This is a genomic window from Simplicispira sp. (assembly GCF_028687295.1).
GTDB lineage: Bacteria > Pseudomonadota > Gammaproteobacteria > Burkholderiales > Burkholderiaceae_C > Simplicispira > Simplicispira metamorpha.
On the sequence record NZ_JAQUAL010000073.1, the window covers coordinates 1 to 15,475 of the forward strand.

The 15,475-nt window shown below is 67.4% G+C and carries 15 protein-coding genes; 5 read left to right on the forward strand and 10 right to left on the reverse strand.

Features of this window, described 5'->3' with window-relative positions; all coding sequences use genetic code 11:
* Positions 1-827: type I glyceraldehyde-3-phosphate dehydrogenase (gene gap, locus PHX69_RS09655; RefSeq protein WP_288043515.1), on the reverse strand; the 827-nt coding region annotated here is incomplete at its 3' end.
* A gap of 32 nt (positions 828-859) precedes the next feature.
* A complete protein-coding gene (gene tkt, locus PHX69_RS09660) occupies positions 860-2,893 on the reverse strand; it encodes a transketolase (RefSeq protein ID WP_119013215.1) in 2,034 nt (677 codons plus the stop codon).
* Between the two features lie 110 nt (positions 2,894-3,003).
* Here tkt and PHX69_RS09665 point away from each other — a divergent pair, with 110 nt between their 5' ends.
* From PHX69_RS09665 to PHX69_RS09675, 3 genes are all read left to right on the forward strand, one after another.
* Positions 3,004-3,852, forward strand: a complete 849-nt coding sequence (locus PHX69_RS09665) for a sugar phosphate nucleotidyltransferase (RefSeq protein WP_288043516.1) — start codon at positions 3,004-3,006, stop codon at positions 3,850-3,852.
* 122 nt (positions 3,853-3,974) lie between these two features.
* Positions 3,975-4,262 (forward strand): hypothetical protein, encoded by a 288-nt coding sequence (locus PHX69_RS09670; RefSeq protein WP_288043517.1) that lies wholly within the window; start codon positions 3,975-3,977, stop codon positions 4,260-4,262.
* Between the two features lie 87 nt (positions 4,263-4,349).
* Positions 4,350-5,729 (forward strand): aminopeptidase P N-terminal domain-containing protein, encoded by a 1,380-nt coding sequence (locus PHX69_RS09675; RefSeq protein WP_288043518.1) that lies wholly within the window; start codon positions 4,350-4,352, stop codon positions 5,727-5,729.
* 68 nt (positions 5,730-5,797) lie between these two features.
* Here PHX69_RS09675 and PHX69_RS09680 read toward each other — a convergent pair whose 3' ends face one another.
* From PHX69_RS09680 to PHX69_RS09705, 6 genes are all read right to left on the reverse strand, one after another.
* Positions 5,798-6,379: a hypothetical protein gene (locus PHX69_RS09680; protein ID WP_288043520.1), complete on the reverse strand. Its 582-nt coding sequence runs from the start codon at positions 6,377-6,379 to the stop codon at positions 5,798-5,800.
* Between the two features lie 47 nt (positions 6,380-6,426).
* Positions 6,427-6,645: a CsbD family protein gene (locus tag PHX69_RS09685; RefSeq protein ID WP_119013220.1), complete on the reverse strand. Its 219-nt coding sequence runs from the start codon at positions 6,643-6,645 to the stop codon at positions 6,427-6,429.
* A gap of 232 nt (positions 6,646-6,877) precedes the next feature.
* Positions 6,878-7,540, reverse strand: a complete 663-nt coding sequence (locus tag PHX69_RS09690) for an ABC-type transport auxiliary lipoprotein family protein (RefSeq protein ID WP_119013221.1) — start codon at positions 7,538-7,540, stop codon at positions 6,878-6,880.
* An 11-nt stretch (positions 7,541-7,551) separates the two neighbouring features.
* On the reverse strand, positions 7,552-8,544 hold the full coding sequence (locus PHX69_RS09695) for an MlaD family protein (RefSeq protein ID WP_119013222.1): 993 nt from the start codon (positions 8,542-8,544) through the stop codon (positions 7,552-7,554).
* On the reverse strand, positions 8,544-9,338 hold the full coding sequence (locus tag PHX69_RS09700) for an ABC transporter ATP-binding protein (protein ID WP_288043521.1): 795 nt from the start codon (positions 9,336-9,338) through the stop codon (positions 8,544-8,546). Before PHX69_RS09700 ends, PHX69_RS09695 begins: the two co-directional genes overlap by 1 nt.
* Position 9,339: 1 nt before the next feature.
* Positions 9,340-10,464: an MlaE family ABC transporter permease gene (locus PHX69_RS09705; protein ID WP_288043523.1), complete on the reverse strand. Its 1,125-nt coding sequence runs from the start codon at positions 10,462-10,464 to the stop codon at positions 9,340-9,342.
* Positions 10,465-10,721: 257 nt separating this feature from the next.
* On the opposite strand from PHX69_RS09705, the gene PHX69_RS09710 reads away from it, so the two are divergent.
* Positions 10,722-12,401: a GMC family oxidoreductase gene (locus PHX69_RS09710; RefSeq protein WP_288043525.1), complete on the forward strand. Its 1,680-nt coding sequence runs from the start codon at positions 10,722-10,724 to the stop codon at positions 12,399-12,401.
* On the opposite strand, the gene PHX69_RS09715 is transcribed toward PHX69_RS09710, so the two are convergent.
* Both PHX69_RS09715 and PHX69_RS09720 read right to left on the reverse strand, forming a co-directional pair.
* Positions 12,398-12,706 carry a hypothetical protein gene (locus tag PHX69_RS09715; protein WP_119013226.1) on the reverse strand — a complete coding sequence of 103 codons (309 nt, stop codon included), beginning with the start codon at positions 12,704-12,706 and terminating at the stop codon, positions 12,398-12,400. The two genes, PHX69_RS09710 and PHX69_RS09715, sit on opposite strands and share 4 nt — an antisense overlap.
* Before the next feature lie 13 nt (positions 12,707-12,719).
* Positions 12,720-14,081: an ammonium transporter gene (locus PHX69_RS09720; RefSeq protein WP_288043527.1), complete on the reverse strand. Its 1,362-nt coding sequence runs from the start codon at positions 14,079-14,081 to the stop codon at positions 12,720-12,722.
* Between the two features lie 413 nt (positions 14,082-14,494).
* On the opposite strand from PHX69_RS09720, the gene PHX69_RS09725 reads away from it, so the two are divergent.
* Positions 14,495-15,253, forward strand: coding sequence for a sulfite exporter TauE/SafE family protein (locus tag PHX69_RS09725; RefSeq protein WP_288043528.1), 759 nt, complete (start codon positions 14,495-14,497; stop codon positions 15,251-15,253).
* The last annotated feature ends 222 nt before the right edge of the window (positions 15,254-15,475 follow it).

Sequence of the window (15,475 nt, forward strand, 5' to 3'; positions counted from 1 at the left end):
TAGCCCAGCACGCCCTTGAGCGCGCCTTCGGACTGGGCCTTCATCTCGGCCTTGATTTCTTCGTAGGTGGCGGCATTGGCCAGTTCCACGGTCAAGTCCACCACCGACACGTCAGACGTGGGCACGCGGAACGACATGCCTGTCAGCTTGCCCTTGAGTTCAGGCAGCACCACGCCCACGGCCTTGGCTGCACCCGTGCTGCTGGGGATGATGTTTTCCAGAATGCCACGGCCACCGCGCCAGTCTTTGTTGCTGGGGCCGTCCACCGTCTTTTGCGTGGCGGTGGCGGCGTGCACGGTGGTCATCAGGCCGCGCTTGATACCCCACTTGTCGTTGAGCACCTTGGCCACGGGTGCCAGGCAGTTGGTGGTGCAGCTGGCGTTGCTGATGATGGCCTGACCGGCGTAGGTCTGGTCGTTCACGCCGAAGACGAACATGGGCGTGTCGTCCTTGGAGGGGGCCGACAAAATCACCTTCTTGGCACCGGCATCGATGTGCTTTTGTGCCGTCACCTTGTCCAGGAACAGGCCCGTGGATTCGATGACGATATCGGCGCCGACTTCGTTCCACTTCAGGTTGGCCGGGTCGCGCTCTTGCGTCAGGCGGATCTTTTTACCGTTGACGATGAGGTTGGAGCCTTCCACCGACACTTCGCCCTTGAAGCGGCCATGCACGCTGTCGTATTGCAGCATGTAGGCAAGGTAGTCGGGCTCCAGCAGGTCGTTGATGCCCACGACTTCGATGTCGCTGAAGTTTTGCAGTGCCGAGCGCAGCACGTTGCGGCCAATGCGGCCAAAGCCGTTGATACCAATCTTGATGGTGGTCATGTGTTTCTCTCCAGAGGGTTGCTTGCCAAAAATCACTTGCGCTTGAGGGCGGCCTGCACGGTGGCGACCACGTTGTCTTCAGTGAAGCCGAAGTGCTCGAACAGCACCGGCGCGGGGGCCGACTCGCCGTAGCTGTCAATGCCCACCACAGCGGCACAGCCGTACTTCCACCAGAAGTCGGTCACGCCCATCTCCACGGCAATGCGCGGCACGCCGGTGGGCAGCACGGCCTTCTTGTACTTGATGTCTTCGCGGTCAAACGTGGTGGTGCTGGGCATGGAGACGACGCGGACAGCGATCTTCTTGGCGGCCAGCAGGCGCTGCGCCTTGAGCGCCAGTTGCACCTCAGAGCCGGTGGCGATGATGACCGCTTGCAGTTTTTTCTTCAGGCCCACGTCGGTGGGCTCGGACAGCACATAGGCGCCGCGCGAGATATCGCCCACGTCGCGCTTGGGTGCGTAGGCCAGGTTCTGGCGCGACAGCAGCAGCGCCGTGGGCTTGTCGCGCTGCGAAATGGCCACGCTCCAGGCGACGGCGGTTTCGGTGGTGTCGGCGGGGCGCCACACGTCCAGGTTGGGAATCAAGCGCAGGCTGGCAGCGTGCTCAATGGACTGGTGCGTGGGGCCGTCTTCGCCCAGGCCGATGGAGTCGTGGGTGAACACATGCACCACGCGCAGCTTCATCAGCGCAGCCATGCGGATGGCATTGCGGCTGTAGTCGCTGAACGTGAGGAAGGTGCCGCCGTAGGGAATGAAGCCACCGTGCAGCGCCACGCCGTTCATGATGGCGGCCATGCCGAATTCGCGCACGCCGTAGTTGATGTGGCGGCCAATCTGGCCATCTTCCGTCTTGACCACGGCGCCCTTGGCATCCATGCGCAGCGCGGGCGTGCTCTTGGTGTTGGTCAGGTTGGAGCCGGTCAGGTCGGCGCTGCCGCCCAGCAGTTCGGGCAGCGCGGCGGTGAAGGCTTCCAGCGCCAGTTGGCTGGCCTTGCGGCTGGCCACGGTTTCGCCCTTGCGGTGGGCTTCGACCACGGTATCGACGGCCACTTGGGCAAACGCCTTGGGCAGGTCACCGCGCATGCGGCGGGTGAACTCGAACGCCAGTTCGGGGTAAGCGGCTTCGTAAGCAGCAAAGCGCAGCGTCCAGTCGGCCTCAGCGGCCTGGCCTGTCGCCTTGGCATCCCAATCGGCATACACCGATTCGGGCACCACGAAGGGCTCGTGCGACCAACCCAGGGCGGCGCGGGTCAGGTTGATTTCTTCGGCACCCAGGGGCTCGCCGTGGGCCTTGGCGGTGTTGGCACGGTTGGGGCTGCCTTTGCCAATGGCCGTCTTGCAGACGATGAGCGTGGGCTTGTCGCTGCTCTTTTTGGCCTTGGCAATGGCGGCGGCCACGGCGTCGGCGTCGTGACCATCAACGTTGTTGATCACGTTCCAGCCGCAGGCCGTGAAGCGCTGGGGCGTGTTGTCGATGAACCAGGGGGCTACCTGGCCGTCGATGCTGATGCCGTTGTCGTCGTACAGGGCGATGAGCTTGTTCAGCTTCCAGGCACCGGCCAGGGCCACGGCCTCGTGGCTGATGCCTTCCATCAGGCAGCCATCGCCCAGGAAGGTGTAGGTGTGGTGGTTGACGATGGTGTGCTTGTCGCGGTTGAACTCGGCTGCCAGCAGCTTCTCGGCCAGGGCAAAACCCACGGCGTTGGTGATGCCCTGGCCCAGCGGGCCGGTGGTGGTTTCCACGCCGGGGGTCACGCCCACTTCGGGGTGGCCAGCGGTTTTGCTGTGCAGCTTGCGGAAGTTCTTCAGCTCTTGCACGGGCAGGTCGTAGCCAGACAGGTGCAGCACCGCGTACAGCAGCATGGAGGCGTGGCCGTTGGAGAGCACAAAGCGGTCACGGTCAAACCACTGCGGGTTGGCGGGGTTGTGCTTGAGGTGACGGCCCCACAGCGCCACCGCCATGTCGGCCATGCCCATGGGGGCACCGGGGTGGCCGGAATTGGCTTGTTGAACGGCATCCATTGCGAGTGCGCGGATTGCATTCGCCATTTGTTGAGAGTTGGCCATGGGGCGGTTCCGGTCAGGAGGTGAGGGAAAAACCGGCGATTTTAGCGGTGCGCCCCGCGCCCCCTGCTGCGCGCACCCCGGCGCGCAGGCCATGCACTACAGTGCGCGCCATGAACCGCCTGCCCCCTTCGCCCTCTGCCAGCGCCTGTGCAGGCGCTGCCCTGCCCACGCCCACCGCTCTGTCCACGGCCCAGCCCGCGCACCCGGCCCGCGCCCGCGCGCTGCTGCTGGCCGCTGGCCGGGGCGAGCGCATGCGCCCCCTGACCGATGCCACCCCCAAGCCCCTGCTGGTGGTGCAGGGCCAGCCGCTACTGCAGTGGCACCTGGAGGCGCTGGCCGCTGCCGGGCTGGGCGCCGTGGCCATCAACACCGCCTGGCTGGGCGCGCAGATCAGTGATTATTTTGGAAGCCATTTTGGCCTCCAGCCCTTTGCTGATAAGCGCGAGCAGCTATCAATTTTTTACTCCCAAGAAGGCCGCGATTTTGGTGCCGCGCTGGAGACAGCAGGCGGCATTGCACGCGCCCTGCCGCTGCTGGACGACATCTTTTGGCTGGCCGCAGGCGACGTGTTTGCGCCCGACTTTGTCTTTGCCCCCGAGGCGCTGCACGCCTTTGCCGCCAGCCCCATGCTGGCCCACCTGTGGCTGGTGCCCAACCCCGCGCACCACCCGCGCGGTGACTTCGGCCTCAGCCCCGATGGCCTGGCGCTGAACCTGGGCGCCGAGCACCCCGGCCCGCGCTACACCTACAGCACCATCGCCCTGCTGCGCGCCGAACTGTTTGGCCCGCCGTGGTGCAACATCGCCCCGGGTAACCCGCAGGGCGAAGCGGCACCGCTGGGCCCGCTGCTGCGCCGCGCCATGGATGCGGGCAGAGTGTCGGCGCAGCTCTACGAAGGCCGCTGGACAGACGTGGGCACGCCCGAGCGGCTGGCCGCACTCAACACCACAGCCTTCTAGCTACACGCCGCCTGCCCGGGTGGACTACAACCGGATGCGCCCGCGTCCGACACCCGCACCTGCACCACGCCACACAATGGGGATACGGGCTTTGCTGCGCCCGGCGGTTCAGGAGGTGTGCCATGTTCGACTTTTTCAATCTGAGTTCGAAAGCCTATGCCCGGCGCGCAGAAACCATGCTGCGTGAAGCGCGCTTTGCCCAACTGGAACATGAAGCCGCCGCAGAACACCACAGCGCCCTGGCACGCATGTACGCAGAGCGTGTGGCCCGGCTCGAAGGGCACACACGCCGCACCGAACCGCACCCGCAGGCCCAGGCCGCAGCGCCAGCGCTATCTCCGGACGGGCAGCGCGGCGAGCGGGCGCCCTTTCGCGTACTGACCCAGACCGACGCCCAGGCCACTGGCTGAGTCGGCACTGGCGCAGTCCCCGCCGCCAGTGGGGGCACGCTGTGGGGGGCGCGGGCGCGCGTCCTCGGGGCGCATTACGATGGTCGGATGAACTCCGTCTATGCCCAACGCCGTGCGCGCCTGGCCGCGCAACTCGGCCCCCACGCCGTCGCCATCATCCCCACGGCCCCTGAGCGCCCGCGCAACCGCGACAGCGACTTCCCGTACCGCCACGACAGCTATTTTTACTACCTCACCGGCTTTACCGAGCCCCACGCCTGGCTGGTGCTCACGGGCGATGGCCACAGCACACTGTTTTGCCAGCCCAAAGACCTGGAACGCGAAATCTGGGACGGCTACCGCCTGGGCCCCGAGGCCGCGCCCGGCGCGCTGGGCGTGGATGCCGCCCTGGCGGTGGGCGAACTCGACGCGCGCCTGCCGCGCCTGCTGGAAAACCACAGCGCCGTCTGGTACCCGTTTGCCACCCACAGCGGCCTGGCCGCGCGCGTGGAAGGCTGGCTGGCGCCCGTGCGTGCGCGGGTGCGCTTTGGCGCGCTGTGCCCCACACAGCAAAACGACCTGTGCGTGCTGCTGGATGAAATGCGCCTGGTCAAAGACACGCACGAGCAGGACGTGATGCGCCGCGCCGCGCAGATCAGCGCCGGCGCCCATGTGCGCGCCATGCAAACGTCGGCACAGATGCTGCGCGCGGGCCAGGATGTGCGCGAATACCACCTCGAAGCCGAGCTGCTGCACGAGTTCCGCCGCCACGGGGCGCAGTCGGTGGCCTACAACAGCATCGTCGCGGCGGGCGCCAATGCCTGCGTGCTGCACTACCGCGCCGATACCGCCCCCATCCGGGCAGGCGAGCTGGTGCTGATCGACGCGGGCTGCGAACTCGACGGCTACGCCAGCGACATCACGCGCACTTTTCCCGCCAACGGCCAGTTCACGGGGCCGCAGCGCGCGCTCTACGACCTGGTGCTGGCCAGCCAGGAAGCGGCCATTGCCGCCACGCGCGCAGGCGCCCGCTTCACCGACCCGCACGAGGCCACCGTGGCCGTGCTGGCGCAAGGCTTGCTCGACCTGGGCCTGCTGGACAAAACCAAGGTGGGCACCGTGCAGGACGTGATCGCCAACCGGGCCTATTTCCCGTTCTACATGCACCGCACCGGCCACTGGCTGGGCATGGACGTACACGACTGCGGCAGCTACGTGGAGCCCGCTGAGATCGGCCAGGTCAGCCAGCGGCGCGACCCGCTCTCGGGCGAAATCATCCAGGACCGGCCCAGCCGCATCCTGCGCGCAGGCATGGTGCTGACCATTGAGCCGGGCCTGTACGTGCGCCCCGGCGCCGATGTGCCTGCGCAGTTCCACGGCATCGGCATCCGCATCGAAGACGACGCCATCGTCACCGACACGGGCTGCGAGCTAATCACGCGCGGCGTGCCAGTCAAGGCCGATGACATTGAGGCGCTGATGCGCTGAAAGCAGCAGCGCCCACCCCTGCGCTGTGGCAGGTGTGGGCGCTGCGCCATGGCGGCCCTGCGGGGCCGTTACTGGGCGTACATCCGTTTGGCGTCATCCACGCACTTGGCTTTGAGGTCGCCGGTCATGGCATCGCAGCGCTCGGCGGCGGCCTTGTAATCGGCTTCACGCTTCTCGGCAGCGGCGTCCTTGCGGGCTTCGGCAACGGCGGCGCCTTTTTCAGCGGCGGTGGCGGCGGGCTGGGCCTGCACCTGGGCGACCTTGGCGTTTTCCACGGCGCGCACATGGGCGGCCTTGGCATCCTTGCGGCACACGTCCTTGGCATTGCCAGTCAGGTCGTCGCACTTTTCTTTGGCCACGTCGTACGCGGCATCGGCGTGGGCAACACGGGCCTTGTACTGGGTTTTGTCGCTGGGGCGGTACTGTGCTTCCAGCTCGGCCTTGGCCACTTTCTCAGCGCCCTTGGCCTCTTGCATGCAGATGTCTTTGGCGTTGCCCTGCATGGCGCTGCACTTGTCCTTGTGCATCTTGTAATCGGCGCTGATGCGCTCTTTGGCCGCCGTGTGCTCGGCGGGCTGCATGGCCATCGAGACACTGGCGACCATGCCAGCGGCCATGAGGGCCAGAAAATTACGGGTCAAGCTTGTCATGCTGAATGCTCCTGAAGAATAAAGAATGGCCAAAATCCGATTCGCTCTCAGTCGTCAAACCGGAATTCGGGGTGGCGTGCCTGCCATTCCTTGAGCTGCGTTTCTGCGGCGTCGCGGGCCAAGCCGTGGCGCTCTTGCAGCTTGCCCAGAAATTGGTCGCGCTTGCCAGCGATCACGTCCAGGTCATCGTTGGTGAGCTTGCCCCACTGCTCTTGCAGCTTGCCGGTGAATTGCTTCCAGTTGCCTTTGATGCGGTCTTCGTTCATGGCTTTGATCCTCAGAAAAAGTCTCGCCTGCGCCATCCACCCGTTGTGTGTGGAACACCTGCATGGGCGATGGGGAGACTCTACGTCCGAGGGCGCGCCCGCCGCGTAGGCAGCGCGGGGCACAGCACGTCAGTGCTTGCCTACTTTCGTGCAGGACAACCGCGCGCCCCGGGCACGAGACAACGGCGGGGCTGCGCGGCTGCTTGCGCGCAGGCGGGGCCTCAGCCGGGCATCAGCGGCCCTGCTGCTCCAGCCACTGCGCCAGCGCCTGCGCGGCCTGCTGCGTGGCCTCGGCCAGGGCGCGGGTGCCACCGGCGGCGTCGGCACTGGTGGCGGCCTGCTGGGCCACAAACAGGCGCTGGCCCAGCAGCTGCTCGCCCGTGGGCGTGGGCTCGACCAGGGTGGCGCGCAGGCGCACCACGCCGGTGCTGCCCTGCTCGCTCGTGAAAATCTGGCTGAACTCTTCCAGCTCCACGCGCAGCACCGCTGTGGGCGCTTGGCCCTGGCGCGCGGCAATCAGCGCTTTGTCGGCGCGCAGCACGGCACGGCGCTCACCCAGCACGGCGCGCAGGCGCTGCTCCAGCAGTTGGGCGGGCGGCTGGCTCCAGCGCGCGCTTTGGTAGGGGCGCAACTGGCGGGCGTCGGCGTAGGCCAGGCGGTAGTGCACGGCGGTGCTGCCATCGACCGGGCCGGCGCTTTGCACATCGGCCAGCGCCAGTGCGGGCAGCGGTGGCTGCTCGGCGGCGGGGGCCAGTTGGCCCGGCCCCAGGTCGTAGAGCACGGGGCGCACCGGCGGCTGGGGCAGAGCCGAGCATCCAGCCAGAAAAATAGCAGCAAAAGTGGCTACAACGCTTGCTGGACGGGCGCTAGCAGCTATTTTTTTAAGAGCATTCATAGCAATCCTTGTCAGGGCTTGGCAGGTGCGACAGCAGGCACGGGGGCCACAAAACCGGCCTCACCGGGGCCGGGCAAGGGCGCGCCGGGGCCGTAAATGAGGGCCTGGGGGTTGTCGCTGACGCCCGCCGTCATGCGGCCAAACTGGCGCGCGGCGCGGGCGGTGGCGTCGGTGGCGGCCTCCACCCGGGGCAGGGTGACGGCGTTGAAGCGCTCCAGCGAGCGGCTCAGCGCCAAGGTGCCGCGCGCGGTCTGGTCGATGACGCCATCGGGCTCGTTCAGGCGCCGGGCCACCTGGCCCATGTCGGCGGCGGCACTGGCGGTGTTGGCACCGGCCTGTTGCAGCGTCTGTAGGGTCTGGCGCGCCTGCGCGGCCAGGGCGGGTACAGCGGCCAGCGCGGGGTCGAGCCGCTGGGTGACGGTGGCATCGAGCTTCAAGCTCAGGGCATGCACGCTGCCTGCCGCCTGGCCGATGTTCACCAGCGCACTGGTGATGTGTTTCTGGTTTTCTTCGCCCAGCACCTGGTTCAGGCGTTGCACGGCGTCGTCCAGGCGGCCCAGGATCACCGGCCCCTGGTCGGCCAGCTTGCTGAAGGGCGAGGATTCGAGCGGCAGGCGCGGCAGGCCGCTGTCGCCGGGGGGCAGCGGGGGGTGGTCTTCGCCTGCGTCGTCCAGCAGCACGTAGGCCAGGCCGGTCACGCCCTGGTAGCCCAGCACGGCAAACGTGGAGGCTGTGATGGGCGTCTCTTCATTCACGTCGATGCGAATCAGCACATTGCCGCTGACCTGCGGGTCAAAACCGATGTGCGTGACCTTGCCTACGGCCACGCCCTTGTAGCGCACCGCCGCCTGCGGCTGCAGGCCGCTGACGCCCTCGCGGCTGGAAAGCTCGTAGGTGTGGTAATTGCCGTTGTCGCGGGTGAGCCACATGCCCAGGCCCGCCACCAGCAGCGACACGATGAGCACGAACAGGCCAGCGGCCATGGCGTGGGCTTTGTTTTGCATCAGGATTCCTTGAGGGGGGTGGGCGGTGCCATGGCGCGGCGGCCACGCTCACCCAGGAAAAATTGTTCAACGAAGGGGTGGGCAAAGTGCGCCACTTCGGTGGGCGTGCCGGTGGTGATGACGCGCTTGTCGGCCAGCACGGCCACGCGCGTGGCCAGGGCAAACAGTGTGTCCAGGTCGTGCGTGACCATCACCATGGTCACGCCCAGCTCGGCCTGCAACTCACGCACCAGGGCGCAAAACTCATCCGAGCCGTGGGGGTCCAGGCCCGCCGTGGGCTCGTCCAGCAAGAGCAGCGGCGGGTCCATGATGAGGGCGCGCGCCAGCGCCACGCGCTTGATCATGCCGCCCGACAAATCGGCGGGCATGCGCGTGGCGTGCTCGGGCTTGAGGCCCACCATTTGCAGCTTGACCATGGCGGCGTCGCGCACCAGATCGGCAGGCAGCGTGCCCTGCTCGTTCAGGGCAAAGGCGATGTTGTCGAGCACGCTGAAGGCCGAAAACAGCGCGCCGTGCTGGAACAACATGCCCACGCGGCTGGCGGCGCCCTCGCCGGTCATCTCGCGCGCGGGACGGCCCAGCGCCGTGACGCTGCCGCGCGCGGGCTGCATCAGGCCCAGTACCTGGCGCAAGAGCACGGTTTTGCCGGTGCCCGAGCCGCCCACCAGGGCCAGGATTTCGCCGCGCTGCACGGTCAAGTCCAGATCCTGGTGAACAGAAAACGCCTGCTCGCCTTTGCCAAACACCGTCCACAGGCCAGCAATTTGCACCACGGGTGCGGGTACGGCGGCCATGTCAGAACCCCACATTCTTGAAGACCACGGCAAACACCGCATCCACGATGATGACCACGGTGATGGACGTGACCACCGAGGCCGTCGTGCCCTCGCCCAGGCTTTGCGTGTTGGGTTTGACGCGCAGGCCCCAGTGACAGCCAATCAGCGCAATCAAGGTGCCAAACACCACCGATTTGGACAGCGCCAGCCACAGGTTGCCCAGCTTGACGGCGGCGGGCATGGCCTCGAAAAAATAGGCGGGCGAGATACCCATGGCCATGTCAGCGGCCAGCATGCCGCCCGCCAGTGCGGCCAGCGTAGTCCAGATGCTGATGAGCGGCATGGCAATGGCCAGTGCCAGCGCGCGCGGCAGCACCAGCCGAAAGCCGTGCGGTATGCCCATGACGCTCATGGCATCCAACTCTTCGGTCACGCGCATGACGCCGATCTGCGCCGTGATGGCCGAGCCCGATCGCCCCGCCACCAAAATGGCCCCCAGCAGCGGCCCCAGCTCGCGGATCAGCGAGATGCCCAAAATATTGACGATGAACGCCTCGGCGCCAAACTGGCGCAATTGCAGACTCATCAGGTAGGCCAGCACCACGCCAATCAGAAAACCCACCAGCGCCGTAATCGGCAGGGCCATGGCGCCCATGCTGTAGAGGTGGCCCGAGACGTCGCGCCAGGGCGCCCGGCGCGGCGCGCGCAGCACGCGCAGGCTGTCGAGCAGCAACTGCCCCACCAGCAGCAGCAGGTGGCGGGCATGGTCCACTCCGTGCATGACCAGCGTGCCCAGGCGGTCGATCTGGTCGGCCAGGCGCCAGGGCTCGGGCGGCGCGGCGGTACAGCTCAAGCGCGCCACGCGATCGAGCATGGCGCGCTGGGAGGCGTCCAGCGCCAGGCGCTCGGGCCAGGCGCGGCCCCAGTGGTTCCATAACAACTGCGCGCCTACGTGGTCCAGCCACTCCAGGCCGCGCAAGTCCCAGCCCAGGCCCGCAGCGGCGCGCTGGCCCCGCAGTTGTACCGACAGCGCACGCCACTGCGCACGGGTGCCCAGTTGCGCCGCGCCCCAGCGGCCCAGCAGGCGCACGCACGGGCCATCGGGCGTGTCGGTGCGCTCTAAGCGGGGGGAGGAATCGGACATGGGTCAGTGTAAAAAAAAGTACAGGGCCAAGGCGCCGATGGTAGCGGCACCGTGCCGGGCAGCGCCGCAGCGGCCATGGCCAGCGCGTGAAATATTATCAAAAAACGGCTCCAAGGCAATCAGGATAAGCGCAAGCAGCTATCTTTTAAATAGCAAAAAACCGGCACTGCCACCGCCTGGCCCGCACCCGCCATCACACCGCCGCACAATGGCCGCCACAGCCGCGCAGACGGCTGAACCTCGGCACAGGAGACACCGTGAGCGACACCACTTTCGACTACATCATCATCGGCGCGGGCACGGCAGGCGCCCTGCTGGCCAACCGCCTCAGCGCCAATCCGCAGCACCGCGTGCTGCTGATCGAGGCCGGGCGCAAAGACGACTACCACTGGATCCACATCCCTGTGGGTTACCTGTACTGCATCGGCAACCCGCGCACCGACTGGCTCTACCAGACCGAGCCCGACGCGGGGCTCAATGGCCGGCGCCTGCGCTACCCGCGCGGCAAAACGCTGGGCGGGTGCAGCAGCATCAACGGCATGATTTACATGCGCGGCCAGGCGCGCGACTACGACCAGTGGGCGCACCTGACGGGCGACGACACCTGGCGCTGGGACAACGTGCTGCCCGCCTTTCGCCAGCACGAAGACCACTGGCGCCTGGACCAGCCCGGCACCGCCAGCAGCGACTTTCAGCGCCTGCACGGCCACCGCAACACCGGCAGCACGGGCGAGTGGCGCGTCGAAAAACAGCGCCTGCGCTGGGACGTGCTCGACGCCTTTGCCCAGGCCGCACAGCAGGCGGGCATTGCCGCCACCGACGACTTCAACCGGGGCTGCAACGAGGGCGTGGGCTACTTCGAGGTCAACCAGAAAAGCGGCTGGCGCTGGAACACGGCCAAGGCGTTTTTGCGCCCCACCTGCACGGGCCGGGCCAACTTCACGCTGTGGACGCGCGCCCAGGCCACCCGGCTGCTGCTGGCCCCGCAGCCCGATGGCCGCCCGCGCTGCACCGGCGTGCAGGTCTGGAACGGCCAGGAGATGGTCACGGCGCACGCCACGCGCGAGGTGGTGCTGAGCGCAGGCGCCATCAACTCGCCGCAGCTGTTGCAGCTCTCGGGCATAGGCCCGGCGCCGCTGCTGCGCGCGCACGGCATCGAGGTGGTGCATGACCTGCCCGGCGTGGGCGCCAACCTGCAAGACCACCTGCAAATCCGCGCCGTGTTCAAGGTGCAGGGCGTGCCCACGCTCAACACGCTGGCCAATTCCCTGTGGGGCAAGGCCAAGATCGGGCTGGAATATGCACTCCAGCGCACCGGCCCCATGAGCATGGCGCCTTCGCAGCTGGGCGCTTTCACCCGTTCCAGCCCCGCACAGCCGCACCCCAACATCGAGTACCACGTGCAGCCGCTGTCGCTCGACGCTTTTGGCGAGCCGCTGCACCCGTTTCCGGCGTTCACCGCCAGCGTGTGCAACCTCAACCCCACCAGCCGGGGCACGGTACACATCCAGAGCGCCGACTTCCGCAGCGCCCCAGCCATTGCCCCCCACTACCTCAGCACCGCCGAAGACCGCCAGGTGGCCGCCGACAGCCTGCGCCTGACGCGCCGCATCGTGGCGCAACCGGCGCTGGCACGCTACCAGCCCCAGGAATACAAGCCCGGCGTGCAGTTCGACAGCGATGCCGATCTGGCGCGCCTGGCGGGCGACATTGCCACCACCATCTTCCACCCCGTAGGCACCACCAAGATGGGGCGCGAGAGCGACCCCCTGGCGGTGCTGGACTCGCAGTTGCGCGTGCGCGGCGTGGCCGGGCTGCGCGTGGTGGATGCGGGTGCCATGCCCACCATCACCAGCGGCAACACCAACGCCCCCACGCTGATGCTGGCCGAAAAAGCGGCGCATTGGATGCGCGCCGAGGCGCTCGGGCGAGCTTAACGGATGCCGCCCACGTAGCGCGGCAGGTCAGGCGGCGCTGGCGCCGCATGGCCCGTGCTGGCGCGCGCTGCCCCCGGGGCGCTGGCTGCACCCAGGGGCTGGGGCCAGGCGCGCTCCAGGCGCTGCGCCCATTCGGCCAGCTCGGGGAGGTCGCGCTCCTGGGCCTGCTCGCAGGCAAAGCGCACGATGGCGCGGGCGTATTCGGCATTGCAGGCCATCCATTCGGTGTCCGTGACCCGGCCCGTCTTGCGCCGCAGCAGCACATGCAAGTGGGCAGCCACGGCCAGGGTATCGCTGGTGTTCATGGTCGCATCCTCCTTATCCGCCCAGGCGCTCGCGGTGCAGGGCGATGTCCAGCCCGGTCAGCTCGGAGGCATCGTCCACGCGCAAATCCACCACCAGCAGGCGCGTCAGCCACAGCAACAGGGCCGTGGCGACCACGCTGTAGCCCATCACGGCCAGCACGCCCAGCGCCTGCACGCTCAGGCTGGCACTGACACCGCCGATGGCCTTGTCGGCCAGCACCCCGGTCAGCAGCGAGCCGACGATGCCGCCAATGCCATGCACGCCAAACACGTCCAGGGAGTCATCGGCCCCCAACCAGCGCTTGAGCCCTGTAGCGCCCCAGTAGCAGGCCAACCCGGCCACCGCCCCGATCAACAAGGCCGAGACGGGTGTGACAAAGCCCGCTGCGGGCGTGATGGCCACCAAACCAGCCACCAGCCCCGAACACAACCCCAGCAGCGAGGGGCGCTGGCGCACCACCCACTCGCCCATCATCCAGGCGATGGCACCGGCGGCGGCGGCAATGTGCGTGACCACCAGTGCCAGCCCGGCACGCCCATCTGCGGCCACCGCCGAGCCCGCGTTGAACCCGAACCAGCCCACCCACAGCAAACACGCCCCCACCATGGTCAGGCCCAGGTTGTACGGCTCAAAGGGTTCACGGCCATAGCCCCGGCGCGGGCCCAGAAACCAGGCGCACACCAGCCCGGCCACCCCGGCGTTGATGTGTACCACCGCGCCCCCGGCAAAATCCAGCGCCCCCAGCTGCACCAGCCAGCCGCCCGGCTCCCACACCCAGTGGGCAATGGGCGCATAGACCAGCACCGTCCACAGCCCGATGAACAGCAGCAGCGCCGAAAAACGCATGCGCTCCACCACGGCCCCCACCACCAGCGCCGCTGTGATGATGGCAAAGCCCAGCTGGAACATGGCGTACACCGACTCGGGAATGTGCGGCGCCAGATGGCTGACCGCCACCTTGCCGCTGGCCATCACGTAGTCCAGCCCGTCAAACCACATGCGCGAACCGCCGCCCAGCCAGGACGAGCCCGGCGTAAAAGCCCACGAGTAGCCCACCGCAAACCACAGCACGCTGACCAGCGCCGCCACCGCCAGCACACTGGCCATGGTGTTGAGCACGTTCTTGCGGCGCACCATGCCGGCATAGAACAGCGCCACCCCCGGCAGCGTCATCAGCAGCACCAGGGCCGTGGCAGTCATGACCCAGGCGGTGTCTGCGGCGCGGATGGACTCCTGCGCCACCAGCATGGGCCGCACCAGCGCTGCCGCAGCCCCCGGCGCGCCTGCGCTGTCTGCCGTCTGGGCCCAGGCGGGCGCCTGCACAGCCAGCCATACGGCCATGGTCTGCATGATGTGGTGTGCTTTTCTGTGCATGGCAGCGCCCTCCCGACTTGGATATATCCACTGGTACAGCACAAGCCATGCCAGCGCGCCAACGCCAGCACCGGGGCCACCTGCACTGCCAGCGCCCCAGAAAAGGGGGAGGGAAACTCCCTATGCACCGCCAGGGTGCATGCCGTTACAGTCACGCCACTCAACGGCGCACCACCACGGCGCGCCCAAAGAGGGGCCGAGGAGACAACCTACCAAGCCACAACCATATTCCCAAGCATCCGCCATGAGATGCCCTCTTGCCAAGGCGCCGCCCCTGTGTCGGCGCCTTTTTTTTGCCCGTGCTGCATCCACACGCAGGGCATATTTTTCAGACCAAAACAGCTTCCAGGGCTTACGCAGAAAGCGCCAGCAGCTCTCAAGTCAATAGCAAAATCGGGTGCGACAATCGGCCCATGGAATGGATTGTTGTCACGCTGGCTTCGCTGCTGGCCGGTTTTGTGGATGCCATCGTGGGCGGCGGTGGTCTGGTTTTGCTGCCAGCGCTGTTTGCCACCTTCCCCAGCACGGCACCGGCCACGCTGATGGGCACGAACAAGGCAGGCGCTGTCTGGGGCACGGCCATTGCCACCTGGCAATACAGCCGCCGCGTGCAACTGCGCTGGGCGGCCATGCTGCCAGCGGCGCTGGCCGGGTTTGCGGGCGCGTTTGCCGGTGCCTGGGCGGTGACGGTGCTCTCGCCCGACTTTTTGCGCAAGCTGCTGCCGCTGGTGCTGCTGGCGGTGCTGGGCTACACGCTGGCCAAAAAAGACCTGGGGCGCCACCACCAGCCGCGCTTTGCAGGCCGCGCCGAGTGGGTGGCCGCCAGCCTGATCGGCGCCAGCATCGGCTTTTACGATGGGTTTTTTGGGCCGGGCACGGGCAGCTTTTTCGTGTTCTTGTTCGTGCGCCTGCTGGGCTACGACTTTTTGAACGCCTCGGCATCGGCCAAGCTGCTCAATGTGGCCACCAACGTGGCGGCCATCATTCTGTTCTCGCTCAAAGGCCATGTCTGGTGGCACTTTGCCCTGCCGCTGGCCGTGGCCAACGTGCTGGGCAGCGTGCTGGGCACACACATGGCGCTCAAGCACGGCACGGGGTTTGTGCGTGGCATATTCATTGCCGTGGTCAGCCTGCTCATCCTGAAAACGGGTTACGACGCCTTTCTGCGCTGAGCGCCAGGGCCGACCACACCGGCCCGCCCTGCGGCCTTTGTCCACGCGGTCGCCCGCCTGCACCGCCTTGCCACCCGAAAGGCCCCTGCCATGCGCACACCCCGCCCCTCCATCGCCCTGATCGGCGCACCCAGCGATGCAGGCGCCAACCTGCCCGGCACCAGCCTGGGGCCAGACGCCCTGCGCATTGCCGGTATCGCCCCGGCGCTGCGCGCACGCGGC